The following is a 26,091-nucleotide window of genomic DNA, read 5'->3' on the forward strand; positions in this document are numbered from 1 at the left end:
TCGATGAGACGTACCATTACCGCCCTGGCCGCGGCGAGCCTGCTGGTGCTTGCCGGCTGCGCCACCGACGAGCCGGCCGCGTCCCCGTCGGCTACCGCCTCCGCCGCCGAGGGGGCGGGCACGGGGGAGCAGTCGAAGTTCTTCGTGCAGGCTGACTACGACAACGAGTTGGCGCTGCTCGACGTCGCACCGACGGGGCCGGCCGACAAGCCGTGGGAGCAGGTGCTCAACCCGAAGATGGTGGACACCGCGAAGTTCAAGAAGAACGGCCCGCACAAGATCTGCTTCTCGAACGCGGCGCTGAACAACCCCTGGCGACAGGTCGGTTTCAAGACGATGCTGGCCGAGGTCGACGCGCAGCGCAGCCGGATCAGCGAGTTCGTGCACGTCGACGCCGAAGGCAAGGACCAGAAGCAGATCGCGGACATCAACGACCTGCTCGGCAAGAAGTGCGACGCCCTGATCGTCTCGCCGAACACCACCGCCACGCTCACCCCGGCCGTCGAGGCCGCCTGCAAGGCCGGCCTGCCGGTGATCGTCTTCGACCGTGGGGTCAACACCACCTGCCCGGTGACCTTCATCAACCCGGTGGGCGGCTACGGCTTCGGTCACGTCGGCGCCGAGTTCGTCAGCCAGAAGATGAAGCCCGGCGGAAAGCTGCTGGCCCTGCGCATCCTGCCGGGCGTCGACGTGCTGGAGACCCGCTGGTCCGCCGCGAAGATCGCATTGGACAAGGCGAAGGTCGACGTCGTGGGCGTCGAGTTCACCGACGGCGACCCCGCCAAGACCAAGAAGATCGTCAACGACTACATCCAGCGGTACGGCACGATCGACGGCGTCTGGATGGACGCCGGTGCGGTCGCCGTCGCTGCCGTCGAGGCGTTCCAGGACGCGGGCAAGCCCGTACCGCCGATGAACGGTGAGGACCAGCTCGACTTCCTGAAGCTGTGGAAGGACAAGAACCTCACGGCCATCGCCCCGACCTACCCGACGTACCAGTGGCGTACGCCGATCATCGCCGCGCTGACCATCCTCGACGGCAAGCAGGTGTCGAGCCCGTGGAAGCTGCCGCAGCCGACGATCACGCAGGACAACCTGGACCGGTACCTCGACACGAGCATGCCGCCGCTGCACTACGCCATGTGCGGCTGCACCGACCTGCCCGGCTATCCGCAGCGCTGGAAGTAGCAGTCGATGTACGCCGTCGGCGTCAATCCCTGGGTGTGGGCCTCGCCGGTCGACGACGAGGCCCTTGCCGAGCTGATCCCGCGGATCGCCTCGTTCGGGTTCGACGCGGTGGAGCTGCCGATCGAGCAGCCCGGCGACTGGGATCCGGTCCGTACACGGGATCTGCTCGCCGCGCACGGCCTGGCGGCGGCCGGTGTCTGCGCGGTCACTCCGCCCGGCCGGGACCTGGTGGACGCCGCGCCGGCCGTCGTGGAGTCGACTGTGGCGTACCTGCTGGGGTGTGTGGCGAGCGCGGCGGCCGTCGGCGCTCCGTGCGTGGGCGGTCCGGTGTACGCATCGGTCGGCCGCACCTGGCGGATGTCGCCGGCGGCGCGCACGGAGTGCTACGCCCAGTTCCGGCGTGCCCTGGCGCCGGTGGCCGACCGGGCCGGCGAGTCGGGGGTGAGCATCGGGGTGGAGGCGTTGAACCGCTACGAGACGAGTGTCGTCAACACCGTCGAGCAGACCATCGAGCTGATCGACGGCCTCCCCCCGAGCGTCGGCATCATGATCGATACCTACCACATGAACATCGAGGAGGCGGACCCCTACGCCGCCCTCGCCGCCGCCGGCCCGTACGTCAAACACGTCCAGGTCAGCGGCACCGATCGCGGCGCGCCCGGCGCGGACCACTTCGACTGGCCCCGCTTCTTCACCACCCTGCGGGCCACCGGCTACCGGGGCGCGGTCTGCATCGAGTCGTTCACGGCGCAGAACGCGACAATCGCCACCGCCGCGTCGATCTGGCGTCCGTTGGCGCCGTCCCAGGACCGTCTCGCCACTGATGGCCTGCGCCATCTCCGGAAGATCCTCGGCGACCCCCACCGCATCTCGACCCCGCCCGGTTGAGGCGATCCGCCACCCCCACACCCCTCATGTCAGGAGACCGTCCCGTGCTCCTCTCGTCCAGTCCGCCGCTGCGCCGAATCCTGGCTGGCGCCGCCGCGACAGCACTGGCAGCAGTGGCCGCAGTAACCGCCTCGGCGTCCCCGGCCCTCGCCGCCACCACCACCCTCTACGCGTCCCCCACCGGCACCGGCACCACCTGCTCCGCCACCCAACCGTGCTCGGTGACCGCCGCACAGACCGCGGTACGCAGCCGCGTCAGCGCGATGTCCGGTGACATCGTCGTGGAACTGGCCGACGGGATCTACCGGCTCTCGTCGCCGTTGCGACTGACCGCCGCCGACTCCGGAACCAACGGCTACCAGGTGATCTGGCGTGCCGCGCCCTCGGCCCGCCCGACGATCAGCGGAGCCCGGGCGGTCACCGGCTGGTCGCTCGTCGACGCCGGTCGCAACATCTGGCGGGCCAGCGTCCCCGCCGGGCTCGACAGCCGTCAGCTCTACGTCAACGGCGCCGTCGCCACGCGGGCGCGTACCGCAGTCAACCGGGCCGACTTCACCTTCACCACCAGCGGCATGCGGTTCAGCAACAGCGCGTTGAGCTACCTCAACAACCTCGGCAACCAGAACCGGGTCGAGGTGGAGAGCGTCGGCTCGTTCACCGACCGCTACTCGCCGGTGCAGAGCATCAGCGGCAACGTCCTGACGATGCAGCAGCCCGCCTGGAACAACAACACGTTCGGCTTCGACACACTGTCCAGCCCGCACCGGGCCGGTCCCTTCTACCTGACCAACGCGTACGAGTTCCTCGACTCCCCGGGCGAGTGGTATCTGAACCCGGGCAGCGGCCAGCTCAACTACATCCCGCTCGCGGGGCAGAACATGTCGAGCGTCGCCGTGGAGCTGCCGCAGTTGCAGTCCCTGGTGAACGTCGGCGGCACCTACGACGCGCCCGCGCACCACATCTCGTTCAGCGGCATCACCTTCACCGGCACCAGTTGGCTCGGCCCGAGCAGCAGCAACGGCTTCGCCGACCAGCAGACCGGCGCGCACATCACCGGCACCTGGGCCCGGCCGTCCGACGCGTTGACCTCCTGCCAGGCCGGTTGCCCGCAGTTCGAGGCCACCCGGCCGAACTGGAACCAGATGCCCGCCGCCGTACAGGTCTCGGCGGCCAACACCATCACCTTCAGCGACTCCCAGTTCGTCAACCTGGGGCAGACGGCCATCGGCATCGGCAACGACGCCAACGCCCACGCCAGCGGCGTCGGTCTGGGTGCCAGCAACATCACCGTCACCCGCTCCGAGATCGCCCGCAACTCCGCGGGCGGCATCGTGGTCGGTGGCGTACGCGCCGACGCCCACCACCCGGGTGACCAGCGGATGGTCAACCGCAACATCACCATCAGCAACAACCGGGTGCACGACCTCGGTCTGGAGTACCGGGGCGTGGTCTCGATCCTGACCACCTACGTGAACACCGCGCTGATCTCGCACAACGAGGTCTACAACATGCCGTACACCGGGCTGTCTGTCGGTTACGGCTGGGGCGCCAACGACGCGGGCGGCAGCCAGCACTACGCCAACCGAGGCCTGTACAACTACCAGCCGCGGTACACGACTGCCACCACCGCCGCCAACAACCAGGTCGTCGGTAACTACGTGCACGACGTCATGCAGCAGATGACCGACGGCGGGTGCATCTACACGCTCTCGGCGAACCCGGGCGGCACCATCAACGAGAACCACTGCCTGCGTACCAACGGCTGGTTCGGCCTCTACTTCGACGAGGGCTCGCGCTACTACACCGCCCGCAACAACGTGTTCTCCTCCACCGGCACCTGGGCCACCGCCAACTACTGGTACGCGGAGAACATGGGCAACTTCACCGTCACCAACAACTGGTCGACGAACAACAGCACCAACGTGACGAACGGTGATCGGGGCAACGTCGTCTCTGGCAACGTCACGGTCTCCGGCGGCAACTGGCCGTCGGGTGCGCAGACGGTGATCAACAATGCCGGCGTCCAGAGTGGCGGCAGCACGAACCCGCAGAACGTGCAGATAGTGGGTGTGCAGTCGGGGCGCTGCGCCGAGATCGGCGGGTCCAGCACGACGAACGGCACGCAGGCCCAGCTGTGGGACTGCGTCGGGGCCACCAACCAGCGGTGGACGGCAACCGCCAGCCGGCAACTGATGGTGTACGGCAGCAAGTGCCTCGACGCCACCGGGCAGGGCACCACCAACGGGACCGCAGTGGTGATCTGGGACTGCAACGGGCAGGCCAACCAGCAGTGGACCATCAACGCCAACGGCACGATCACCGGCGTGCAGTCGGGTCTCTGCCTGGATGCCAACGGCGCCGCGACGGCGAACGGCACCAAGCTCATCCTCTGGTCGTGCAACGGCGGCACGAACCAGCAGTGGCAGCTGCGGAGCTGATCCCGGCTAGCCCTCGGCCGGCCGTCGCCGACGGTCGGCCGGGGCGCACGGCTCCCGCAAGGCCCACTCACGCAATTGATGACTGTCATTTGCGGATAGCTGTGTTAGCGCTAACCTTCAAGGGAGTGAATCATGGGAACAATCGGTGCGGCTCGCCGCTGGCGATCGGGTCTGGCCGCCGCGGCTACGGCCCTGCTCGCCGCCAGCGCTCTCGTCGCGGCCAACCCGGCGCCGGCCTCGGCGGCGACGGTGGACACCAACGCCTGGTACGTCCTTGTCAACCGCAACAGCGGCAAGGCGCTCGACGTCTACGGGCAGGCCACGAACGACGGCGCGCGGACTACCCAGTGGACGCGTAACAACGGCGCCAACCAGCAGTGGCAGTTCGTGGACTCCGGTTCGGGCTTCTACCGGCTGAAGTCCCGGCACTCGGGCAAGGTGCTCGACGTCAGCAACCGGTCGACCGCCGACGGTGCCGCCATCGTGCAGTGGACCGACAACAACGCGACCAACCAGCAGTTCCGGCTGGCCGACTCCGACGCCGGCAGCGTACGGCTGGTCAGCCGGCTCAGCGGCAAGGTCGTGGAGGTGCAGGGCGCCTCGACCGGCGACGGTGCCAACATCGTGCAGTACACGGATTTCAACGGAGCCAACCAGCAGTGGCAGATGGTCAAGGTGTCCGGCGACACCGGGACGGGCGGGGGATGCGGTAAGAGCCCCACGTTGTACAACGGCACGCACACGATCCAGAGCAACGGCAAGAGCCGCAGCTTCATCCTGCGGATCCCCGCCAACTACAACAACAGCAACCGCTACCGGTTGATCTTCGCATTCCACTGGCGGGGCGGCACCGCGGCCGAGGTCAACTCCGGCGGCACCAGCGGGACCCCGTGGTCCTACTACGGGCAGCAGGAGCAGTCGAACAACAGCGCGATCCTTGTCGCGCCACAGGGACTCGGCAACGGCTGGGCCAACTCCGGAGGCGAGGACGTCACATTCGTCGACGACATGATCCGGCTGATCGAGGGTGACCTCTGCGTCAACACGACGCAGCGTTTCGCGCTCGGGTTCAGCTACGGCGGTGGCATGAGCTACGCGCTGGCCTGCGCACGGGCGAACGTGTTCCGGGCGGTGGCGGTCTTCAGCGGCGCCCAACTCAGCGGATGCAGCGGTGGGACGCAGCCCATCGCGTACTTCGGGCTGCACGGCCTCAGCGACTCGGTGCTCGGCATCTCGGCGGGCCGGTCGCTGCGGGACACGTTCGTCCGCAACAACGGCTGCACCGCGCAGAACCCGCCCGAGCCGGCGGCGGGCAGCCGGACCCATGTCACCACCGCCTACTCGGGATGCCGGGCGGGCTACCCGGTGCAGTGGGCGGCGTTCGACAACGGTCACATGCCCGGCCCGGTGGACGGCACGTACGCCGAGAGTGGCATCACGACCTGGACCAAGGGCGAGGTCTGGCGGTTCTTCGCGCAGTTCGCCTGAGCACCGGCCGACGTCAGCCGGCGCTGGTCGGGGCGCCGGGTGGATGGTCGACGGCCCCGCCGTCGGCCATCCACCGGGGCGAGGTTCCCCAACATATGGAAGTAGTTGAATTCCTCGAAACGTCTCCGTAACATGACCTGCGCTTCTGTTAACGCTAACAGCTCCCGTTCACCTCGCCCGGCATCCGTCCGTGGTGGACGACATCACCGAAAGGATGGCCTGCGTATGAAGCGAATCATCCGACCTCGCCGATGGGGGCGGGCAGCGGCGGCCGTGCTGCTGCTCGCCGCCGTCCTGGTCGGCATCCGCGTCCCGATGGCCCAGGCGTTGGACAACGGCGTGGCCCGGACCCCTCCGATGGGCTGGAACAGCTGGAACTCGTTCGGCTGCAACATCAACGAGGCGCTGATCCGGCAGACTGCCGATGCCATCGTCAGCAGCGGGATGCGCGACCTCGGCTACGAGTACGTCGTGGTGGACGACTGCTGGTTCAACCCCAACCGCGACAGCTCCGGCAACATCCAGGGCGACCCGACGCGCTTTCCCAGCGGGATGAAGGCGCTCGGTGACTACCTGCATGCCCGTGGCCTGAAGTTCGGCCTCTACCAGGTGCCTGTCGACAAGACCTGCGCACAGTACTTCGGCTCCTACCCCGGAGCGACGGGCAGCCGGGGCCACGAGGTCCAGGACGCCCGTCAGTTCGCCGCCTGGGGCGTCGACTTCCTCAAGTACGACTGGTGCTCGCCGAACGGCAGCATCGACGAGCAGGTGGCCACGTTCGCGAAGATGCGCGACGCGCTGGCCGCGACCGGCCGGCCGATCGTCTACAGCATCAACCCCAACAGCATCCACGCCAAGACCGGTCCGCTGCGCGACTGGAGCGACGTGTCGAACATGTGGCGGACCACCGAGGACATCACCAACGCGTGGGACACCGGCCAGACCAACGGCTACCCGATGGGGATCCAGAACATCATCAACGTGAACGTTCCCCTGGCGCGGTACGCCCGCCCCGGCGGGTTCACCGACCCGGACATGATGGAGGTCGGCCGGGGTGGCATGAACGACACCGAGATGCGCAGCCACTTCGCGATGTGGGCGGTCATGGCGTCGCCGCTGATCGCCGGCAACGACGTCCGCTCCATGTCTTCGGCGACCCTGACCATCCTGACCAACCGCAACCTGATCGCCATCAGCCAGGACTCGCTCGGTCGGCAGGCCGCACAGGTCTCGTTCGACGGCACCCGTCGGGTGCTCGCCAAGCCGCTGGCGAACGGTGACGTGGCGGTCGCCCTGTTCAACCAGGGCGGCTCGACGACGACGATCTCCACGACGGCCGCCGCCATCGGCAAGTCCGGCAGCTCCTTCACGCTCGTGGATGCCTGGAGCAACTCGACAAGCAGCAGCACCGGCACCATCTCCGCGAGCGTTCCGGCGCACGGCACCGTTGTGTACCGGGTCAGTGGCGGTGGCACCACGACTCCGCCGCCCACGACTCCGCCACCGACGACGTCGAGCGCGTACGCCAGCGCCGCCTCGGGTCGCTGCCTGGACGTCCCGAACAGCAACACCGCAAACGGCACCCAGCCGGTGATCTGGGACTGCAACGGTGCGGCCAACCAGCGCTGGACGGCGAACGGTCAGACCCTGCAGTCGCTCGGCAAGTGCCTGGACGCGCCGCTGAACGCCACTGCGGGCGCGAAGGTCCAGATCTGGGACTGCAACGGTGGCACCAACCAGCGCTGGACCGTCAACGCCAACGGCACGATCAGCAACGCCCAGTCGGGCCTGTGCCTCGACGTGAACAACAACGCGACCGCCAACGGCACCCCGGTGATCCTCTGGTCGTGCACGGGGGCGGCAAACCAGCGCTGGACCCAGCGCTAGACGAGCGGCCCCGACCCCGCAGGTGAGGTAGCCGCGACCGCAACTGCCCGGGTCGCGGGTGAGCCGGCCGAACGGCGGGGTCGGGGCAGGGTGTGCCTTCGGCGCGTCGCGGACGCGGTGGGGGCCGGCCACCGTCCCAGGTGTGATGTCTCTCCGGCATCAATATGTCGGAGAGACATCACGCACCTGAGGGTGGGTGCCCGCTCCCGTACGCGTGCGTCAGCTGGTCAGACTGGCACGCCGGGGCGCGGGCGTCATCGTGGCGCGGCGGTCCCCACCGGGTTCGCGGTCAGCCCGACCGATGCGTCGTAGCGCACCGGAACAGGGTCGGTGATCTCACCGACGAACGTCCCGTCGACGTGGTCGAGGAACCCGATGAGCGACCACGCGTCGGCGGGTCCGGGCACCAGGCGCGGCGCGTACAGGTGCGGGTGGGCGAACGGCTGGGCGGACGCGACGTCCCACGGGCCGCTGACGCTCGCGCCGGGAACCACCCAGATCCGGTGGTCGTCGGTGCGGGCGCTGGAGGTGGCGTCGGTGGAGAAGAGCAGCAGGGGCTGCCCGTCCACGACCGCGACCTGGGGGACCTCCAGGTGGCCGAACCCGGCCGGCGTCGACAGTGGTGGTTGCACGGTCCAGGTGACCAGGTCAGCGGAGGTGGCGTGACCGACGACGCCCCGTGCGTCCGCCGCCCCGGTGTTGGCGCGTGCCGTGATGAGCATGTGCCAGCCCTCGCCGTCGGGGTCGGGAAACACCCACGGGTCGCGCCATGCCTGCTCGTACCAGAGGTCCCGGTCGAGCAGTTCGTACCAGGTCGGATCGGCCTGCACGATCGGGTCGATGCCGTGTCGGTGCCAGGTGGTCAGGTCGTCGGAGACGGCAAGGCCGATGCGCTGGACGAGGCCGTTGTCGGCACGACTCACGCCGGTGTAGTACAGGTACCACCGCCCGTCCGGGCCGCGGACCGTGCACCCGGTCCACGTCGCCAGGTCGTCCCATGCGGGGGCGTCGGCGGGCACCACGGCGTCGGCGACCAGGCGCCAGGAGTGCAGGTCCGTCGAAACGGCGTGGCCGATCGTGGCGCGGTGGTGGCGGCGGTGCGGGTCGTGCAGGGCGCGGGACGCGCGCAGGAAGAACATGTGCCAGAGGCCGGTGTCGTCCTGCGCGTACCAGCTGTCCCACACCCAGTGGTCGGCTAGACGAAGCATGGCCGGAAACCTAGCACTAAACCGTTTTAGCTGGAACAGCCTGTAGCCCGCCGTGACAGCCGTGGCAAACCTCTACCCGGCGGGAGGCGCGAGGGACTTGCGGCGACGCAGGGGCATCGGGACCAGCGTCGGCTCGGCGGCCCCGCCGTCAAGTAGCAGCTCGACCGCCCGCCGCCCCATCTGCTCGTGCGGCAGCGCGGTGGTGGCCAGGCTTGGACGTAGCCAGGCGGCGATCGGGTCGTCGTCGAACGAGATCACCGAGATGTCGTCGGGAACGGAAAGCCCTGCCTCGCCGAGTGCCTGGTACGCGCCGAAGGCCAGTCGGTCGTTCATGCAGATGACAGCGCTGGGCCGCTGCTGCCTGTTGAGGAGCCCGCGCATGGCGGCATAGCCGTGCTCGGGCAGCCAGTCGGTGCAGAAGCACTCTGCCAGCAGTGTGACGCCCGCGTCGCCGAGCGCCTGGTGGATGCCCCGCAGACGCGCCCGGGCCGCGAGGGACACCTCGGGGTCGCCCTCCTTCAGCCGGTTGCGGCCGATGAGTGCGATGGCGTCGCGGTGGCCGTGCTCCAGCAGGGCGGTGGCCACCGAGCGGCCGGCCCGGTCGTCGTCGGGAAGGACGCAGGGCAGGGTGTCCGAGCTGGTGGCGTTGAGCAGCACCACCGGGCCGCCGAGGATGGCCTGCGGCACTGTGAGTCGTCGGGTGGCCATCGCCGCGTAGATCACCCCGTCGACCTGCCGGTCGAGCATCGCCTCGATGGCGTACTGCTCGAAGGTGGCGTCGCCCTGCGTCTCGGTGATGAGCAGTACGTGGTCCCGCTCCCGCGCGGCGTCCAGGGCGCCACGGATGAGGCCGCCTGCGAAGCGGGTGGTGGCGACGATGTCGGAGACGAAGGCGATGGTGGCCGTCTTGCGGGTGCGCAGGCTGCGCGCGGCGAGGTTGGGCCGGTAGCCGAGTTCCTCGGCGGCGGCGAACACGCGCTGATGCGCCTCGGCCGACAACCGGGTGCCCTCCCGCCCGTTGAGCACCATCGACGCGGCAGTCTTGGACAGCCCAGCGCGCCGCGCGACGTCGGCCAGGGTTGCTCTGTTGCGGCCCATCAGTCCTCCGAATCAGGCGCGGCGCCACGGGCACCGCTCCCGCCCATCATGATGCGTCGCCGTCCGATGGCCAGCCCCGGTTCCGCCCGCAGCGGTGTGAACTCGATGTTTCCAGACCGTTGCAGGGTGGTCCTTGACAGCTACCCGTGTCACGCGCATGCTCTGCTAAATCAGTTTAGCGACCACTTTTGCGTGCTCTGGTCGCCGGGCTGAGGGTCATTGGTGACGGTACGCGTGCTGCTGCGGTGCGACCGGTCGCGACGTGCGCGTCGTGTCGGTGCTCCGGCTGCGGCGGTCCCGGTGGAGCCGTCCCGCAGCCATGGTCGCGGGGCGCGCGGAGGAATCAAGGAGTCATAAAATGGCAGTATTGCTGAAAAATTTGTCGCGACGTCGAGCGCTGCTCCTCGCGCCGCTGCTGGCCGTCGGGCTGGCCGCGACGGCCTGTAGCGCGCCGGGCACCGACCGGTCGTCGAACGCCGAGCCCGACGCCGCCGTCAAGACGGAACTCGGCACCGACCCGATCACCCTGGAGATGTACGCGGAGACCGGCTTCCCGCTGGCCAAGGCCCTCGCCGACGAGTTCTCCAAGCAGCACTCGAACGTCACGTTCAACATCCGCGAGGACCAGTTCACGGTGATCGTGGAGAACGCACCGCGGGTGATGGCCTCGGACAACTCGCCCGACATCATCCGGCTGCCCACGATGGTCGACCTGGTGAAGGACAACCTGCTCAAGAACCTGGACCCCTACTTCACGGCGTACGGCTGGGACAAGTTCCCGGCATCGCAGCTGATGCAGTTGCGCGTCGGGGAGAACATCCGGGGCAACGGGTCGCTGTACGGGATGGGGCTGGGCTACAGCGTCACCGGCGTGTTCTACAACAAGAAGCTGGCCCAGCAGGTCGGCATGACCCAACCGCCGGCCACGGTCGCCGAGTTCGAGGAGCTGCTGGCCAAGGCGAAGGCCGGCGGCGTGCAGCCGATCATGCAGTTCAACAAGAACACCGCGGGCATCAACTTCCCGCACCAGGCGCTGCAGAACCAGTTCGGCGACCCGGCGCAGGTCGCTGACTGGATCTTCCAGAAGCCAGGGGCCACCTTCGACACCCCGGCCGCGCTGAAGGCCACCCAGACCATCCAGAAGTGGGCCCAGGCCGGCTACTTCCCGAAGGACGCCAACGCCGTGGACTACGCCGCGATGGTGGGGGAGTTCCAGAAGGGCAACGGCCTGTTCATGTTCAACGGTGACTGGGAGTCGGCCAACCTGGACAAGGCGATGCCGGGCAACGTCGGCTTCTTCCTTTTCCCGTCCGAATCCGCAGGTGGCAAGCACGTGGCGATGTCCGCCCCGAACACCTTCGGCGTCTCCGCGAAGGCCAAGAACGCCGACGCCGCCGCGTACTTCCTGAACTGGGCCCACACCAACGCCAAGGCCCGCGAGATCGCGGTCACGGTCGGCGGTTCCAGCCCTGGCGGCCCGACCGACCTGCCGGTGCCGGCCGCCGCCCCGAACACCGTCCTGGCCGAGACGCTCAAGGCGTCCCAGCAGCTCGGTGCCGAGAACGGCGCTGTCGATTTCACCGCGAACGCGACAGGCGGCATCTTCGCCGCCGCGATCACCCCCGAGATGCAGAAACTGATCGCCGGCCAGCAGACGCCCGAGGGGTACGTGAAGGCGGTCCAGGCCGAGTACGAGAAGGAACTGTCCCGATGACGTCTGCCCTCGGCAGCGCACCAACCGGGCGGGACGACACGGTGTCGTCGCCGGATCGTCCCGCCCACCCCTCGTCCACGCGGGCCCACCGACGTCGGTGGGCCCGCGCGGCCGGGACCGGCTGGTTGTACGTCCTGCCCGCCCTGGTGATGTACGCGATCTTCGTCCTCCGTCCCCTGGCCCTGACCGTCCAGTACTCGCTGTACGAGTGGAACGGGATCGGCGTGGCCCGCTGGGCGGGTCTGGACAACTACCTCACGGTGTTCACCGACAGCGACCTGCTGAAGATCATCGGTAACGCGATCATCCTGATCGTCTTCTTCAGCTTCATTCCGGTGGCGCTCGGGCTGCTGGTGGCGAGCGTGGTTCGCCGGATCACCACCGGAGCCTTCGGGACCGTGGTCCGGACGATCCTCTTCCTGCCACAGGTCATCCCACTCGTGGCGGCGGGCATCGCGTGGAGCTGGCTGCTGTCCTCGAACGGCCTGATCAACCAGGTGCTGCGCGCGGTCGGTCTGGGCGGCCTCGCCCGCGCCTGGCTCGGCGACTTCGACACGGCGCTGCCGGCCGTGGGCGTGATCGGCGCCTGGGTCCTGCTCGGTCTCTGCACGATCCTGCTTGTCACCGGCATGAGCAAGATCGATCCTGCGCTCTACGAGGCAGCCCGCCTCGACGGCGCCGGGCCGGTCCGGGAGTTCCTCGCGGTCACCCTGCCCAGCCTGCGGCAGGAGATCGGCGTCTGCCTCACCGTGACGATCATCGCCGCGCTCGCCAGCTTCGACATCGTCTACATCTCCACAAGCGGTGGCCCCGGCCTGCAAACCACGGTCCCCGGCCTGGAGATCTACCGCCTCGCCTTCTCGCAGCGTCAGGTCGGGTTGGCCTCGGCGCTGGCGGTCGTGCTGATGGTGCTGGTGCTGGCCTTCGTGCTGCCGATCCAGCGACTGACCCGGGGGGAGAAGCCGTGAACCTGAGCCGACGTGAACAACTGACAGGCCGGCTGTTCCTGATCGCACTCGTCCTGGTCACCCTGCTGCCGTTCGTGAGCATGCTGTCGGCGGCGTTGCAGCCGCGCGGCACCGTGCCCAGCGGCCTGGCATGGCCGTCGGATCCGCAGTGGGGCAACTTCGCCGACGCCTTCACCGCCGCCAACATGGGCGCTCTGCTGCGCTCCAGCCTGCTCATCGTGGCCGGTGTCGTGCCGGTGTCGGTGCTCATCGCCACCATGGCCGGGTTCGGGCTCGGCCAGCTGCGGGTGCCTGGCGGCCGGTTCGTCTTCGGGCTGTTCCTGCTCGGTCTGACACTGCCCTTCGAGGCCGTGGTCACCCCGCTCTACTACCAGATGCAGGACCTCGGTCTGCTCAACACCCGGTGGGCGATCATCCTGCCGCTGATCGGCCTGTACATGCCGTTCGCCGTGTTCTGGATGCGCGCGCACTTCACGAACGTGCCTGTCGAGTTGTCCGAGGCGGCGAAGGTGGACGGCGCCAGCACGTGGCAGCTGTTCTGGCGGGTTCAGGTGCCGCTCGCCCGGCCGGCAATCGCCTCGCTGACGATCCTGATGTTCCTCTGGACGTGGAACCAGTTCCTGCTCGCCATCGTCCTCGTCGACGACGCCACCAAACGCACGATGGCCGGGGCTCTGGGCGCGTTCCAGGGCCAGTGGGGCACCGACCTGGTGCTGCTGTGCGCTGGCTCGCTGCTCATCCTCACCCCTACTCTCATCGTGTTCCTGATCTTCCAGCGACAGTTCATCAAGGCCCTGATCCAAGGATCAGTGAAGGGATAGGCAGTGGCTACGCAGCCGCAGATCCACGGCGACGCCGACGACGGCTACGGGCGCGTCGCCGACGTCTTCCGCGACAACTTCGCCTCCCGGGGCGAGGTGGGCGCCGCGGTCACGCTCTACGTACGGGGACGCAAGGTCGTCGACCTGTACGGCGGGCTGGCCGACACCCGCACCGGACGACAGTGGGAGGCGGACACGCCTGTCGTCGTGTTCTCCTGCACCAAGGGGATCCTGGCGATCTGCGCCTACCTCCTGGCACAGCAGGGGCGGCTCGACCTCGACGCGCCCGTGACGCGCTACTGGCCGGAGTTCGGCCAGCACGGCAAGGACCACGTCCCGGTGCGCTGGCTGCTCACCCACCAGGTCGGGCTGCCGGCCCTGGACCGTGCGCTGACCCTCGACGAGATCCTCGCGTGGGATCCGGTCATCAAGGCGATCGAGGCGCAGGCCCCGCTGTGGCAGCCCGGCACGGCACACAGCTACCACGCCATGACGTACGGCTGGCTCGTCGGGGAGGTGATCCACCGCGTCACGGGGCAACTGCCCGGCGCGTTCTTCCGCGACGCCCTCGCCGAGCCGCTGGCGCTGCGTACCTGGCTGGGGCTTCCCGCATCCGAACGCGACACCGTCGCCTGGAACCTGGCCCCACCGCCGGAGGCCGATCCGTTCGCCGACCCCGTGGCCGAGCGCGGCATCACAATGGGTGGCGCCTTCGCCTTTCCCGCCGACGCCGACGGCCTGGTCAGCTTCAACGACCCCGCCATCCAGGCCGCCGGAATTCCGGGGGCGGGCGCGGTGAGCACCGCCGAGGGCCTCGCTCGCCTCTACGCGGCCTGTGTGTCCGACGTCCGGGGCGGGCCGCTGTTGAGCGCCGAATCCGTGGACGACGCGGTCGTCGTCCGCTCGCGCGGTCAGCAGCGGCACGGTCCACCGGACACCGGCCAACGCTGGGGGACCGGCTTCCTGCTGCACTCGCCGCAGGCCCGGCCGCTGCTCGGCGCAGGCAGCTTCGGTCACGACGGCGCCGGTGGGAACCTCGCCTTCGGCGACGCGCGGCACGCTGTGGGGTTCGGCTACGTGGTCAATCAGATGTACGGGGCGGGCGACGAGCGCGCCAACCGGCTGACCGCCGCCGTCCGCTCCTGCCTTCCGGCCTGACCCGATCCGCGCGTCGACACGACGTCACCGGCCCCGCCCTGTGGTGGGCGGGGCCGGCGGCGGATGTGCGTGCGGTCAGCTGTTCAGCGTGGCCAGTAGCGCGGTGGCCATGCCCTGCTCGCCGCGGGCGTTCGGGTGGAACGGTGCGGCCGCGTTCTGCGGTACGAGACCCTCGACCCAGCGGGTGCCGCTGCCCTTGCACGCGTCCCGGCCGATCGACGGGGTGTAGACGTCGGAGTAGGTGGCGCCGTTAGCGGCGGCGGTGCGGGCCAGCATCGAGTTGAGTGACTTCTCGATGGTCCGCAGGTACGGCACGTCCTGGTAGGCGATCGGTACGACGGGCCAGCAGCCGTAGCCGCTGTCTGGCACGATCGCGGGGTAGCCGAGCACCACGACCCGCGCGCCGGGAGCGGCCCGGCGGGCCGCCTGGAGGACTGCCGTCACCTTCGGCGCCGTGGCGGCGATCCTGGCCTGAAGCTGGTCGGTGCCTCCGGCCGTGTAGCGGTCCCGGCACGGCGACCCGAGTGGACTGCTGAGGCTCGCCTCCGCGCAGTCCCCGATGATGCCCGCGAAGCCGATGTCGTTGCCGCCGATCTGCACGGTCACCAGGGCGGTGTTCGAGGTGACAGCGTTGATCTGCGGTGGGGTCGCGATGCCCAGTTGGCCGCTGCCGCCGTAGAGGATGTCGTCGGTCGTGGCCCCGGAACAGCTCACGTCGACGAACGACGACGAGCCCGCGGAGGCGGCGACAAGCGACGGATAGTTGCGGCTGGACCGTAGGCAGTTCAGGTCGACCTGGGTGGGGACCAGCGGCCCGGAGGTGTACGAGTCGCCGAGTGCGACGTAGCGGCCGGTGGGTACGGCGGCGGCGGCGGGTGCGGCGGCGGCGAGCAGCACGCCGGCGGTCGCTGCGGCTAGTGCGGTCAGCCGGAGGGCTGCCCGCAGGAGGGGACGGTTCATGGCGCCTCCCAGAGGCATCGCGGTGGTGGTGCCAAGATCCTCACCCGATGACGCCGTCACCAATATAGACATTCGTCCATAAAGATTGGCAGCTATGGCTCTGGCGCGATGGCGCGCGGGTGTTGCGGGGATACTTCGGGCATGTGTCATCAGTAGCCTTGACAGCCGATGTGAGCGATAACACGATGGCCTTCACGTTCGCGATCCCAGCTGGGCAGAACGCGTCCACGGCGCGGCTGTTCGGCGAGACCTCGTTGACGAGCATCCCTCGACCGACCCGGAGCCGCACCTATGGACTTCACACTGGATGACGTGGCGGTAGCCGGTGCCGCGCTTCCACCACCCCGATCGAAGACGATCGAGGTCGTCGGCAAACTGCCGGGCGAGCACAACCCGTTGATCGGGCACAAGTTCGGCGCCGACGGCTTCGGCTTCGTGCACGACGGCCGGGTGTACCTGTACCTGACCAACGACACCCAGGGCTACGCCCCGGACCCTGTCACCGGCGTCTCACCGGGGATCAACTACGGCGACATCAACCAGATCACGGTGATCTCCTCGACGGACCTCGTGAACTGGACCGACCACGGCGAGATCCAGGTCGCGGGCCCGGACGGGGTGGCACGCTTCACCGCGAACTCGTGGGCGCCCGGCATCGCCAGGAAGGTGGTCGACGGCGAGGAGAAGTTCTTCCTCTACTACGCCAACAGTGGCGACTCCACCAACGTGATCACGGGTAGCACCCCGCTCGGCCCGTGGACCAGCGAGCGCACGAGTACGTTGATCAACGACAGCACCCCCGGTGCCGAGGACGTCGCGTGGAAGTTCGACCCGACGCCCTTCGTGGACGATGACGGCCGGCCCTACCTCTACTTCGGCGGCGGCCCCGCGTCGACTGGCATGCCGCCGGCCGAACGATTCAACAACCCGAAGAACCTCCGGGTCATCGCACTCGGCGACGACATGGTCTCCACCGAAGGGGCGGCAGTGGTGGTCGACGCCCCCGTCGCCTTCGAGGCGGGCCATGTGTTCACACGCGAGGGCAGGTACTACTTCTCGTACTCGTCGCACTTCGGCGGGAGCGACTTCGGCGGCAGCCAGCAGCCGATTCCCGGCTACCCCGGTCCCGGCGAGATCGGCTACCTGATCTCCGACGACCCGATGTCGTGGCCGAAGGAGACCTACGCCGGCGTCCTGTTCCCCAACCAGTCCCAGTTCTTCGGCGCCGGCACCGGCGGCAACAATCACCAGTCGGTGTTCGAGTTCGAGGGGCGGTACTACTTCACCTACCACGCCCCGACGCTCAACAAGCGCATCAACGGCGACACCACCCAGGGCTACCGCAGCCCGCACATCCAGGAGTTGACCTTCCGCCCGGACGGCACCATCGAGCAGGTCGTCGGCACGTACGGCGGGGTGGAGCAGGTTCGCCACTTCGACCCGTACCGCGTCTTCGAGGCCGAGACCTTCGGTTGGAGCAAGGGTGTCGCGACCTCGAAGACCGACCGCCCCTCCGCGCAGTTCGACGCCGCGGCACCGAACCTGGTGGTCCGTGACATCCACGACGGCGACTGGACGGGGCTGTCGTCGGTGGACTTCGGCGGCGACGGTGCACGCGGCGTCACGGCCACGGTGCGGGCCCTCGCCACGGGCGCCCGGATCCAGGTCCGGCTGGATGGTGTCGACGGTCCGGTGGTCGGCACGATCGCGGTCGACAGCCCGGCCGGTCAGTGGACCGAGGTACGCGCGGAGTTGACGGGGGTCAGCGGCGTGCACGACGTCTACTTCACCTTCAGCGGTCCGGCCGGCGTCGAACTCTTCGAGATCGACTCCTGGGCTTTCGAGGCGGCCACCGCGCCCAGCCCGAGTTGCCGGTGACGGTCAGCGCGTAGGTGCCGGGGCTCCCCGGGCGATGTCGCCCGGGGAGCCGCACATCGCCTGTCGGGGGTGTCAGCCGCCAACCCCGGCGGGCTTGGTCTGGCCGAGCAGCCAGCGCAGGATGCTGCTGTCCTCGTAGGTCGGCCCGAACGCCGCGTGGTAGTCCGGCAACGAGAACGCCGAGTCGGCGTACTCGGTGTAGCGGACAAGGTCCGCGGCCTGCTCCGGGCTCTTGCCCCGAGCCTGGTACGCCTGCCGCAGCAGCGTGGAGGAGTTCCGGGCGCCCGTGACGTTGAGCAGGTGGTCGTGCTCACCGTGGGTGATCCAGACCGGCACCTCGCCAGCCGCGATCGCGGTGGCCTGCGTGGCGTTGACGGGGAACCCGCCGGTCACCAACCCGCCGGCGAACAGGCCCGGACGCTTGGCGAACGCCTCCCACAGCAGCTGGGAGCCGTACGAGACGGTGGTCGCGTACACCCGGCGGGTGTCCACGGGGAACTGACGGACGAACTGGTCGAGCAGCTTCACCAGCAGGTCGGCCTCGGCGGCCCCGCCGACCCGCTGATGCTGCGGCGCCAGGACGATCACGTCCTCGGAGCTGCCGGTCCAGCTTGACTGCAACCACGCCGTCGCCGGGATGTCGGCGGCGAGCTGCACGCCGAGGTTGTCGCCGTCCCAGCCCATGCCGTGCCCGGGCAGGACGACCATCAGGGGGTACGTGCGACCGGGCTGGTAGTTCTTCGGCAGGTGGTAGTGGTACGGCAGCACCATTCCACCACTGAGGAACGAGCCGTAGGTGAACTCGTCGACAAGCTTGTTCACCGGCTTCTCGGTGACCGGACGGGACTCGCGCGGCGTCGCCCGCGCGAGCACCGGCCCCTTGCCGGCGCCCTTACCGGGCTGCGCGTGCACGTCCTTGCGCTGCACGACGCGGGTGGGCAGCTCAGGATTGACCTTCACCGTGCACAGGAATGTGGGGCACTTGGAGACGATGACCGTCCAGCCGCCGGTGTCGGCGGGGTTCAGCTCCACGATGACGTACCGGCCGGGTGCCGACCGCTTGTCGGTCCGGGTGTTCGGCGCGTCGTTGGTGTAGGTGTGGGTGATGGTCCGGTCGGCGAGCTTCGGCAGGTCCTCGATCGGGTTGAAGCGGAAGTTGTAGATGGTGTCGGCGACAGTGAATGTGGTGTTGTCGAGGGTGCGGGGGTTGACTGTCGCGCCGTACTCGATGGCCACGGCGGAGACCTTCTGGCCGTACGTGTAGACCGTGGTGATGGGGGTGATGCTGCGGATCCCGTCTCCGCTGCCGTGGGCCGGGCCGGTGCCACCGCTCGTGGCGGCGTAGGCGGTGCCGGAGGCGACGGTCAGGACGAGGGCGGCGAGAAGCGGGACGAGTCCTCTTCGCAGTCTCATGCGAGTCCTTTCTCGAGCGGGCACCCGTCTCTGGCGTTGGACGTCGAGAGGGGGCGGGCGAGCGCCCGCTAAACTGATTTAGCAGAGCATGGTTGCCGCCCCGGGTGAGAGTCAATACCGAGCCGCAAATCGGCGTTGCCAGCCTCGACTACCGCCATCTCCGGGGAGTGCGACGGCTGAGAGGCGCCGGAATGGCTCACAGCATGCCGTGGCGGAACATCGCCTGTTATCGATAACATGCGCACTGGGAGTCGCCGGGCCCGCCGCCCTGCGACGGTTTCGGGCATGAGGAGTTACCGCTAACAGGGCTTCCGGAAGTCGCTGAACGGCGATGCCGGTGCGTCCGGCGTGGGCTGTCCGGCGCGTCCGGCGGCCCCGTGCTGCCCGCAAACACTGCTGAGTGAGTTTGATCAGACGTATGTGCTCCGAAACGTGAGCGGCGGCGGCAAAACATCGCTGTAGCACCTTGGCAACGTCGATGAATCCGTGGCAAGGTAACGCCTGATCAACAGAAACATCTGATCTTTCGCGTAGGTGTGGGGCCGTGCGTGACTTCCTGAGGAGGTCCGGTTGCTGAGAAGTGCTCGGTTCACCAGGGACGCCGTGCCCGGCGTCGGCGAGTCGGTCGGGAAAGGTCGGTCCCCGCGATGAGCGCCGTCGAGGCGACCCCGTCGGCGCGAGGCGGCGTGTTCACCGACAGGCTCCGTGAGTGGGTCTCGCACGCCGTCGCCGAGTTCACCGCCGCCACCGCGCTGGTAGTCCTGTTCATCGCGCTTAGCGTCGCGAGCCCGTACTTCCTGACGGCGGACAACCTGTTCAACATCGGCGCGCAGACGGCGGTGATCGCCATCATCGCCGCCGCCCAGACCATGGTCATCATCACCGGCGGCATCGACCTGTCGGTGGGGTCGGTCGCCGCGCTCGCCGGTGTGACAGGGGCGATTGTCGTCCGTGACCTGGGTTCTCCGCTCCTCGCGGCGACAGCCGTCGCGATCGGCGTCGGCGCGTTGGCCGGGCTTGTCAACGGGCTGCTGGTGACAGTGGCCCGGATTCCCCCGTTCATCGCGACGCTGGGAACGATGTCCGCGGTTCGCGGCCTGGTCTTCATCATCACCGGAGCCGTCGGGGTGTACGGACTGCCCCGGTCCTTCCAACTGCTCGGCAACGGTGAGATCGCCGGCATCCCGTTCGCCGTGGTGATCACCGCCGTGGTCGCCGTCGGGGTCGCGTTCCTGCTGTCCCAGACCCGCTTCGGCCAGTACACGTACGCGATGGGCTCCAACCTGGAGGCCGCCCGCCGCTCGGGCATCCGCGTGGGCCGCCACCTGACCGGCGTCTACGTCCTGGCGGGCGTCCTGGTCGGGCTGGGCGGCATGATCGCCGCCTCCCGTGTCAACTCCGGCCAGCCGAACTACGGCATCTCGCTGGAACTCGACGTCATCGCCGCCGCGGTCATCGGCGGCGCCAGCCTCTTCGGGGGCCAGGGCCGGATCGTCGGGACCATCATCGGCGCGTTCCTCATCGCGCTGGTCCGCAACGGCGCCGTCCTGCTCGACATCAGCATCCACTACCAGCAGGTGATCGTCGGCGTGATCATCTGGGCCGCCGTCTACTTCGACCAGTACCGCCGCCGGCGGCTGGAGTCCCGGGGCTGACCTGCCGTTCCCGCAGTCCGACAGAGGAAGGACGCACACCATGGCACACACCACCACCAGCCGGCGGACCCGAGGACGGCGCCTACGCGCGCCGGGTCTGCTCGCCGCCGCCGCTGTCGTCGCCCTGCTCGGCGCCTGCGGCGGGGTAGAGGTCCGCGACGGCGGCGACGGCGGATCGACCGACGCCAGCGGGCCGCTCAAGCTCGCCGTCGTGCCCAAGGCGGTCGGCGCCGACTACTGGAACACGGTGAAGGCCGGCGCCGAGTGCGCCGCCCAGCGCGCCGGTGACGTCACAGTGCAGTGGGACGGCGTGACGACCGAGACGGACGTCGAGGGCCAGGTCAACCTGATCCAGAACTTCGTCACCAGGAAGGTCGACGGCATCGTCTACGCGGCCACCGACTCCCAGGCGCTGGCGCCGGCCACCGACCAGGCGCTCGGCGCGAACATCCCGGTCGCGATGATCGACTCCGGCACCAGTCCGCAACCGCCGTCAGTGCCGCTGTTCGCCACCGACAACCGTGCCGCGGCCGGCGAGGCGGCGAAGTTGCTCGCGACCGAGCTGGGCCCCGGCAACCACGAGGTGGCGCTCGTCGAGTTCCAGCCGGGCTCGCAGACCAACACCGAGCGCGTCGAGGGCTTCAAGAGCGGCCTCGCCGCATATCCCAACCTGAAGCTCGTCGGGCAGCAGCCCAGCCGCAGCGACGTCAACGAGGCACGTCGGGTGACCGAGAACATCCTGACCGCCAACCCGAACCTCGCCGGGGTCTTCGCGGCCAACGAGCAGAGCGTGCTCGGCGCCGCCCAGGCCATCCAGGCGGCGAACAAGTCCGGCAAGGTCGTCATCATCGGCTGGGACGCCGCGCCCGACGAGATCGCCGGGCTGCGCAGCGGCCAGATCTCGGCGCTCGTCGTGCAGAACCCGTTCAAGATGGGCTACTTCGGCGTCGACAAGATGGTCAAGCACCTGCGCGACAAGGCGCCACTGGCCTCGGCGGACACCGGCGTCACGTTCGTCACCAAGGCCAACATCGACTCCGCGGAGGTCAAGGCAGTGCTCGAACCCAGCTGCGCCAACCCGCCGGTGCAGTGATGGCGACCAGTCCCTCAGCGGTCAGCGACCGCGACCAGCGCTCTGTCCCCGACGAGCCGCCGGTGCTCGAAGCCCGTGGCATCGTCAAGCGGTTCGGTCACGTCGAGGCATTGCGCGGCGCTGACTTCACCGTCGGCAGGGGCGAGGTCGTCGCGCTCATCGGCGACAACGGCGCCGGCAAGAGCACGCTGATCAAGACGCTGTCCGGAGTGCACACGCCCGACGAGGGCGAGATCCGGGTGGGTGGCGCTCCGGTCCGGTTCGCCACCCCCGTCGACGCCCGTCGCGCCGGCGTGGAGACCGTCTACCAGGATCTGGCGGTGGCCGACGACCTCAGCGTCGCCGCCAACCTCTACCTGGGCAGGGAGATCCTGCGCTCCGGGCCGCTGGGCCGGCTCGGGCTGCTCGACAAACGCGCCATGCGGCAGGGCGCCGCTGCGGCACTCGACCAACTCGGCGTACGGATCCCGCGGGTCACCACACCCATCGCGATGTTGTCCGGTGGGCAGCGGCAGTGTGTCGCCGTCGCTCGGGCGATCATCTGGGCGACGAACGTCGTCATCCTCGACGAGCCCACCGCGGCGCTCGGCGTCGTCCAGACCGCCCGGGTGCTCGACGTCGTCCGGCGTGCCCGCGACGCCGGCATGTCGGTGGTGCTTGTCAGCCACAACATGCCGCAGGTGCTGGAGATCGCCGACCGGGTGGAGGTGCTGCGTCTGGGCCGGCGGGCGGCCCGGCTACGCGCCGACGAGGTCACCACCGACGACCTGGTCGCGGCGATGACCGGGAGCACGACCGTGGAACGGGACGAGCGGTGACACAGGCAGCGGGGAGTAGGGCGGCGGGCACGCGGCCCGACGCCCGCCCTACTCCTCGGGCAGCCAGTGCAGCGACTCCTCCACCCCGATGAGATGGTTGGCCATCCGGATGCGGGCCCGCTCCGCGTCCCGTGCCACGAGGGCCTTCAGGATCGCCACGTGTTCGTCGTGGGTCCGGCGGTCGGCGCCCTCCACGTGCAGGCTCCGCCAGAGCCGCCCCCGCACGGTACGCCCGGCGAACGCCTCGATCAGGCCGGTGAGCACCGGATTGTCGGCGTGCACGGCGATGATCCGGTGGAACGCGATGTCGATCTCGATGATCCGCTCGTGGTCCTGCGGCGACTGACCGACGATCCGTGCCGCCTCGTCGAGCAACTCCTCGGCCTGGGCCAGAGCCTCGTCGGTGATCCTGGTCGCCGCCAGGCGCGCCGCCTCGCACTCCAGCAGACGGCGGACGGTGTGGATGTGCCGAGGGTCGCCCTGGCCCTGGAAGTCGACGACGAAACCCATCGGGGCCAGCAGTTGCGGCGCGTCGAGGTTCGTGACGTACGTGCCGTCGCCCTGGCGGATGTTGACGATGCCGAGGATCGACAGCGCCGACATGCCCTCGCGCAGTGATCCGCGCGAGACTCCGAGCGACTCGGCGAGGTCCTTCTCGATGGGCAGCCGGTCCCCAGGCTTGAACGACCCTTCGAGGATCATCCGCTTGATGCCGTTCACGACCTCGTCGGTGCGAGACATGACACCTCCTAGCGGGCGGCCGGGGTGGCCGTCCCACCCGCGACGACGTACGGCTCCGGAGATGACACGGTAGCGGGCTGCGCCGCCGCCCAGTAGTGCCCGTCGGGGAACCGGTAGAGGGCTGTCGATTCCGGGCGCATCCGCGTGGAGTAGCCGGGCATGCTGGGCAGGACGTAGCCGCTGCCCGAGCCGGTGTCCCGCACGACACACGGGTCGGTGAAGTGCTCGTGCAGGTGGTCGACGAACTCGGTGACCCGCCCGGTGAGATCACCGGAGATCGCGACGTAGTCGAGGACCGAGATGTGCTGGACCATCTCGCACAGGCCGACACCGCCGGCGTGCGGACACACGGGGACGCCGAACTTCGCAGCGAGCAGCAGCACGGCGACGATCTCGTTGATGCTGGCCAGCCGGCCGGTGTCCAACTGGCAGAAGTCGATCGCCCCGGCCTGGAACAGCTGCTTGAACATCACCCTGTTGTGGCAGTGCTCCCCGGTGGCGACGCCGATGGGTGCCACGGCACGGCGGACTGCCGCGTGCCCCAGGATGTCGTCAGGGCTTGTCGGCTCCTCGATCCACAGTGGCTCGAAGCGGGCGAGTGCCGTTACCCACTCGATTGCCTGCCCGACGTCCCACACCTGGTTGGCGTCGATCATCAGGTGGCGGTGCGGGCCGAGGATGTCCCGGGCGATGCCGCAGCGGCGGATGTCGTCGTCGAGGTCGGCGCCCACCTTGAGCTTGACGTAGCCGTAGCCCGAGTCGACAGCCTCCTGGCAGAGGCGGCGCAGCTTGTCGTCGCCGTAGCCGAGCCAACCCGCCGACGTCGTGTACGCCGGGTATCCGGTGCGGGCGAGCTCGGCCAGCCGATCGGCCTTCGTGCTCTCCTTGGCGCGCAGGATGGACAGCGCCTCGTCCCGGGTCAGCGCGTCGGAGAGATAGCGCAGGTCGGCGATGTCGACGAGCTGCTCGGGGGACATGTCGACGAGCAGTCTCCACAGGGGCTTGTCGGCGACCCGGGCGACAAGGTCCCACGCCGCGTTCAACACGGCCGCCAGCGAGAGGTGGATGACGCCCTTTTCCGGGCCTAGCCAGCGCAACTGGGAGTCGGAGGTGAGGTGACGGTAGACCGCCCCCATGTCGGCGGCCATCTCGGCCACGTCCATGCCCACCAGTCGGTCGGCCTGGTGCGCCGCCGACGCGGCGACGATGTCGTTGCCCCGGCCGATGGTGAAGGTCAGGCCGTGACCCGCCAGCGGCACGCTTGCGCTGTCGACGCCGTCGGTGTGCAGTGTGACGTAGGCCGCCGAGTAGTCGCCGTCCTTGTTCATGGCGTCGGACCCGTCGGCTGTCAGCGAGGTGGGGAAGCGGACGTCCTCGACGGTGACGGCGGTGATCTGCGGCATGCGCTCCTCGCCCGAATCGGCAAAAGATCGGATGATCAACAGGAGTATACGGACGCGCCGATCCGAACGTCAACGGCGCTGAATGCCTGTTGACCCCGTAAGAATTGCGGAGTATGAGAGCCATTCGTTACGATCATTGACTCTATACATCAAATCTTTGTAGATTCCTCGGCGTTCCAGGCGGGTGCTGACCCCGAGCGCTCAGGTCGGCGATCGGCCGCTGCGCCCCGGGCGCGGACTTCGTCGCGGATTGGGCGCACACGGCGTCGACGCCGTCGTCGGGTGGGTGGCGGTCGTCGGTCACGACTGCGTCGGTTCGGTGGCGAGCAGGGCGGCGAGCTGGCGCAGGGCGGCCGGCCGGGCCCGGTAGTAGACCCAGGTGCCACGGCGCTCGGCGTCGACGAGCCCCGCCTGGCGCAGCGTTCTGAGGTGGTGCGAGATGGTCGGGCCGGTCAGGTCGAACGCGGGAGTGAGGTCGCAGACGCAGATCTCCCCGCCCTCGGCGGAGGCGATCATCGACAGGAGTTGCAGCCGTACCGGATCGCCCAGGGCCTTGAAGGCGGGGGCGAGTGCCGTCGCGGTCTCGGCCGGCACGCGGTGCTGAGTCAGGGAGGGGCAGCATGGCGCGTCAATGGTCGGGTCGACGGGCGCAGGGGGAGCTGCCTGTTGTGACATCGCTCTAGGTTGACAGGCATCTAATCAGCGTGCAAGTGTCTGATTCGACAGACGTCAAGACAGGCGTTTCGATCCCCGTCGACCCGAACGGAGGCCGCCGATGGCCGATATCAGCGTGCGACCCATGACCGGTGCCGACGCGGGCCCCGTCCTGGCGATCTACCAGGCCGGGCTCGACGCGGGCAACGCCAGCTTCGAGGTCACCGCGCCGACCTGGGCGGCGTTCGACACCACCCGACTGGCCGCGCACCGCTTCGTGGCTGTCGACAGCGCCGGCACGGTGCTCGGCTGGATCGCCGTCTCGCCGACCTCGACGCGCGCCGTCTACGCCGGCGTGGTTGAGCACTCGGTCTACGTCGACCCGACCGCCCAGGGGCAGGGGATCGCCCGGCTGCTGCTCGACACGCTCATCGCCTCGACCGAGGCCGCCGGCATCTGGACGATCCAGTCCGGCATCTTCCCGGAGAACGTCGCCAGCCTGCGCCTGCACGAGCGGGCCGGGTTCCGCGTCGTCGGCGTCCGCGAACGAGTCGGCCGCCACCACGACCGCTGGCGCGACGTCGTCCTGCTCGAACGCCGCAGCCCGACCGTCACCTGAC

At 69.0% G+C, this 26,091-nt stretch carries 21 protein-coding genes; 14 read left to right on the plus strand and 7 right to left on the minus strand.

The genetic code is table 11. The annotated features are described in order from the left end of the window. Window positions 1-3 precede the first annotated feature (3 nt). The 5 genes from ACLQ23_RS21955 to ACLQ23_RS21975 all read left to right on the plus strand — a co-directional run bounded on the left by ACLQ23_RS21955 (window position 4) and on the right by ACLQ23_RS21975 (window position 7,889). The gene (locus ACLQ23_RS21955) at window positions 4-1,188 is read left to right on the plus strand and encodes a substrate-binding domain-containing protein (protein ID WP_355591528.1); all 1,185 of its coding nucleotides are present in this window, start codon (window positions 4-6) and stop codon (window positions 1,186-1,188) included. Window positions 1,189-1,194: 6 nt separating this feature from the next. Continuing rightward, the gene (locus ACLQ23_RS21960) at window positions 1,195-2,076 is read left to right on the plus strand and encodes a sugar phosphate isomerase/epimerase family protein (protein WP_355591525.1); all 882 of its coding nucleotides are present in this window, start codon (window positions 1,195-1,197) and stop codon (window positions 2,074-2,076) included. A gap of 44 nt (window positions 2,077-2,120) precedes the next feature. Continuing rightward, on the plus strand, window positions 2,121-4,514 hold the full coding sequence (locus tag ACLQ23_RS21965) for an RICIN domain-containing protein (protein ID WP_355591522.1): 2,394 nt from the start codon (window positions 2,121-2,123) through the stop codon (window positions 4,512-4,514). 132 nt (window positions 4,515-4,646) lie between these two features. After that, window positions 4,647-6,002 (plus strand): RICIN domain-containing protein, encoded by a 1,356-nt coding sequence (locus ACLQ23_RS21970; protein WP_425881023.1) that lies wholly within the window; start codon window positions 4,647-4,649, stop codon window positions 6,000-6,002. Window positions 6,003-6,227: 225 nt separating this feature from the next. After that, the gene (locus ACLQ23_RS21975) at window positions 6,228-7,889 is read left to right on the plus strand and encodes a glycoside hydrolase family 27 protein (RefSeq protein WP_425881024.1); all 1,662 of its coding nucleotides are present in this window, start codon (window positions 6,228-6,230) and stop codon (window positions 7,887-7,889) included. Window positions 7,890-8,143: 254 nt separating this feature from the next. Here ACLQ23_RS21975 and ACLQ23_RS21980 read toward each other — a convergent pair whose 3' ends face one another. Continuing rightward, window positions 8,144-9,097 carry a family 43 glycosylhydrolase gene (locus ACLQ23_RS21980; protein WP_425881025.1) on the minus strand — a complete coding sequence of 318 codons (954 nt, stop codon included), beginning with the start codon at window positions 9,095-9,097 and terminating at the stop codon, window positions 8,144-8,146. Window positions 9,098-9,169: 72 nt separating this feature from the next. Beyond that, window positions 9,170-10,195: a LacI family DNA-binding transcriptional regulator gene (locus ACLQ23_RS21985; protein WP_355591513.1), complete on the minus strand. Its 1,026-nt coding sequence runs from the start codon at window positions 10,193-10,195 to the stop codon at window positions 9,170-9,172. A 358-nt stretch (window positions 10,196-10,553) separates the two neighbouring features. Between ACLQ23_RS21985 and ACLQ23_RS21990 the strand changes: the two genes are divergently transcribed. The 4 genes from ACLQ23_RS21990 to ACLQ23_RS22005 are packed head-to-tail and all read left to right on the plus strand — an operon-like array spanning window position 10,554 to window position 14,856. Further along, window positions 10,554-11,909, plus strand: coding sequence for an ABC transporter substrate-binding protein (locus ACLQ23_RS21990; RefSeq protein WP_425881026.1), 1,356 nt, complete (start codon window positions 10,554-10,556; stop codon window positions 11,907-11,909). Continuing rightward, window positions 11,906-12,877, plus strand: a complete 972-nt coding sequence (locus ACLQ23_RS21995) for a carbohydrate ABC transporter permease (RefSeq protein ID WP_053656783.1) — start codon at window positions 11,906-11,908, stop codon at window positions 12,875-12,877. The genes ACLQ23_RS21990 and ACLQ23_RS21995 overlap by 4 nt, the downstream gene beginning before the upstream one ends. After that, window positions 12,874-13,698 carry a carbohydrate ABC transporter permease gene (locus ACLQ23_RS22000; protein WP_053656785.1) on the plus strand — a complete coding sequence of 275 codons (825 nt, stop codon included), beginning with the start codon at window positions 12,874-12,876 and terminating at the stop codon, window positions 13,696-13,698. The genes ACLQ23_RS21995 and ACLQ23_RS22000 overlap by 4 nt, the downstream gene beginning before the upstream one ends. A gap of 3 nt (window positions 13,699-13,701) precedes the next feature. Further along, entirely contained in the window at window positions 13,702-14,856 is a 1,155-nt protein-coding gene (locus tag ACLQ23_RS22005) for a serine hydrolase domain-containing protein (RefSeq protein ID WP_355591508.1), read from the plus strand. Between the two features lie 75 nt (window positions 14,857-14,931). On the opposite strand, the gene ACLQ23_RS22010 is transcribed toward ACLQ23_RS22005, so the two are convergent. After that, on the minus strand, window positions 14,932-15,816 hold the full coding sequence (locus tag ACLQ23_RS22010) for an SGNH/GDSL hydrolase family protein (protein ID WP_355591506.1): 885 nt from the start codon (window positions 15,814-15,816) through the stop codon (window positions 14,932-14,934). Window positions 15,817-16,107: 291 nt separating this feature from the next. Here ACLQ23_RS22010 and ACLQ23_RS22015 point away from each other — a divergent pair, with 291 nt between their 5' ends. After that, window positions 16,108-17,694, plus strand: a complete 1,587-nt coding sequence (locus ACLQ23_RS22015; RefSeq protein WP_355591504.1) for a glycoside hydrolase family 43 protein — start codon at window positions 16,108-16,110, stop codon at window positions 17,692-17,694. Between the two features lie 72 nt (window positions 17,695-17,766). Here ACLQ23_RS22015 and ACLQ23_RS22020 read toward each other — a convergent pair whose 3' ends face one another. Continuing rightward, a complete protein-coding gene (locus tag ACLQ23_RS22020) occupies window positions 17,767-19,107 on the minus strand; it encodes a hypothetical protein (protein ID WP_425735368.1) in 1,341 nt (446 codons plus the stop codon). Between the two features lie 647 nt (window positions 19,108-19,754). On the opposite strand from ACLQ23_RS22020, the gene ACLQ23_RS22025 reads away from it, so the two are divergent. From ACLQ23_RS22025 to ACLQ23_RS22035, 3 genes are read left to right on the plus strand one after another with little or no spacing between them, the layout of a single operon-like run. Then, window positions 19,755-20,762 (plus strand): ABC transporter permease, encoded by a 1,008-nt coding sequence (locus ACLQ23_RS22025; protein ID WP_355591500.1) that lies wholly within the window; start codon window positions 19,755-19,757, stop codon window positions 20,760-20,762. Between the two features lie 40 nt (window positions 20,763-20,802). Then, on the plus strand, window positions 20,803-21,855 hold the full coding sequence (locus ACLQ23_RS22030) for an ABC transporter substrate-binding protein (RefSeq protein ID WP_355591498.1): 1,053 nt from the start codon (window positions 20,803-20,805) through the stop codon (window positions 21,853-21,855). Then, the gene (locus ACLQ23_RS22035; RefSeq protein WP_355591496.1) at window positions 21,855-22,673 is read left to right on the plus strand and encodes an ATP-binding cassette domain-containing protein; all 819 of its coding nucleotides are present in this window, start codon (window positions 21,855-21,857) and stop codon (window positions 22,671-22,673) included. The genes ACLQ23_RS22030 and ACLQ23_RS22035 overlap by 1 nt, the downstream gene beginning before the upstream one ends. Window positions 22,674-22,721: 48 nt before the next feature. On the opposite strand, the gene ACLQ23_RS22040 is transcribed toward ACLQ23_RS22035, so the two are convergent. From ACLQ23_RS22040 to ACLQ23_RS22050, 3 genes are all read right to left on the minus strand, one after another. Then, entirely contained in the window at window positions 22,722-23,414 is a 693-nt protein-coding gene (locus tag ACLQ23_RS22040) for a FadR/GntR family transcriptional regulator (protein WP_355591493.1), read from the minus strand. Between the two features lie 8 nt (window positions 23,415-23,422). After that, window positions 23,423-24,817: an enolase C-terminal domain-like protein gene (locus tag ACLQ23_RS22045; protein ID WP_355591490.1), complete on the minus strand. Its 1,395-nt coding sequence runs from the start codon at window positions 24,815-24,817 to the stop codon at window positions 23,423-23,425. Between the two features lie 300 nt (window positions 24,818-25,117). Beyond that, window positions 25,118-25,492: an ArsR/SmtB family transcription factor gene (locus tag ACLQ23_RS22050; protein ID WP_355591487.1), complete on the minus strand. Its 375-nt coding sequence runs from the start codon at window positions 25,490-25,492 to the stop codon at window positions 25,118-25,120. A 100-nt stretch (window positions 25,493-25,592) separates the two neighbouring features. Here ACLQ23_RS22050 and ACLQ23_RS22055 point away from each other — a divergent pair, with 100 nt between their 5' ends. Next, a complete protein-coding gene (locus tag ACLQ23_RS22055) occupies window positions 25,593-26,090 on the plus strand; it encodes a GNAT family N-acetyltransferase (RefSeq protein ID WP_355591484.1) in 498 nt (165 codons plus the stop codon). The last annotated feature ends 1 nt before the right edge of the window (window position 26,091 follow it).

Source organism: Micromonospora sp. DT41 (assembly GCF_049841715.1).
In the GTDB taxonomy this organism is placed as follows: domain Bacteria; phylum Actinomycetota; class Actinomycetes; order Mycobacteriales; family Micromonosporaceae; genus Micromonospora; species Micromonospora profundi.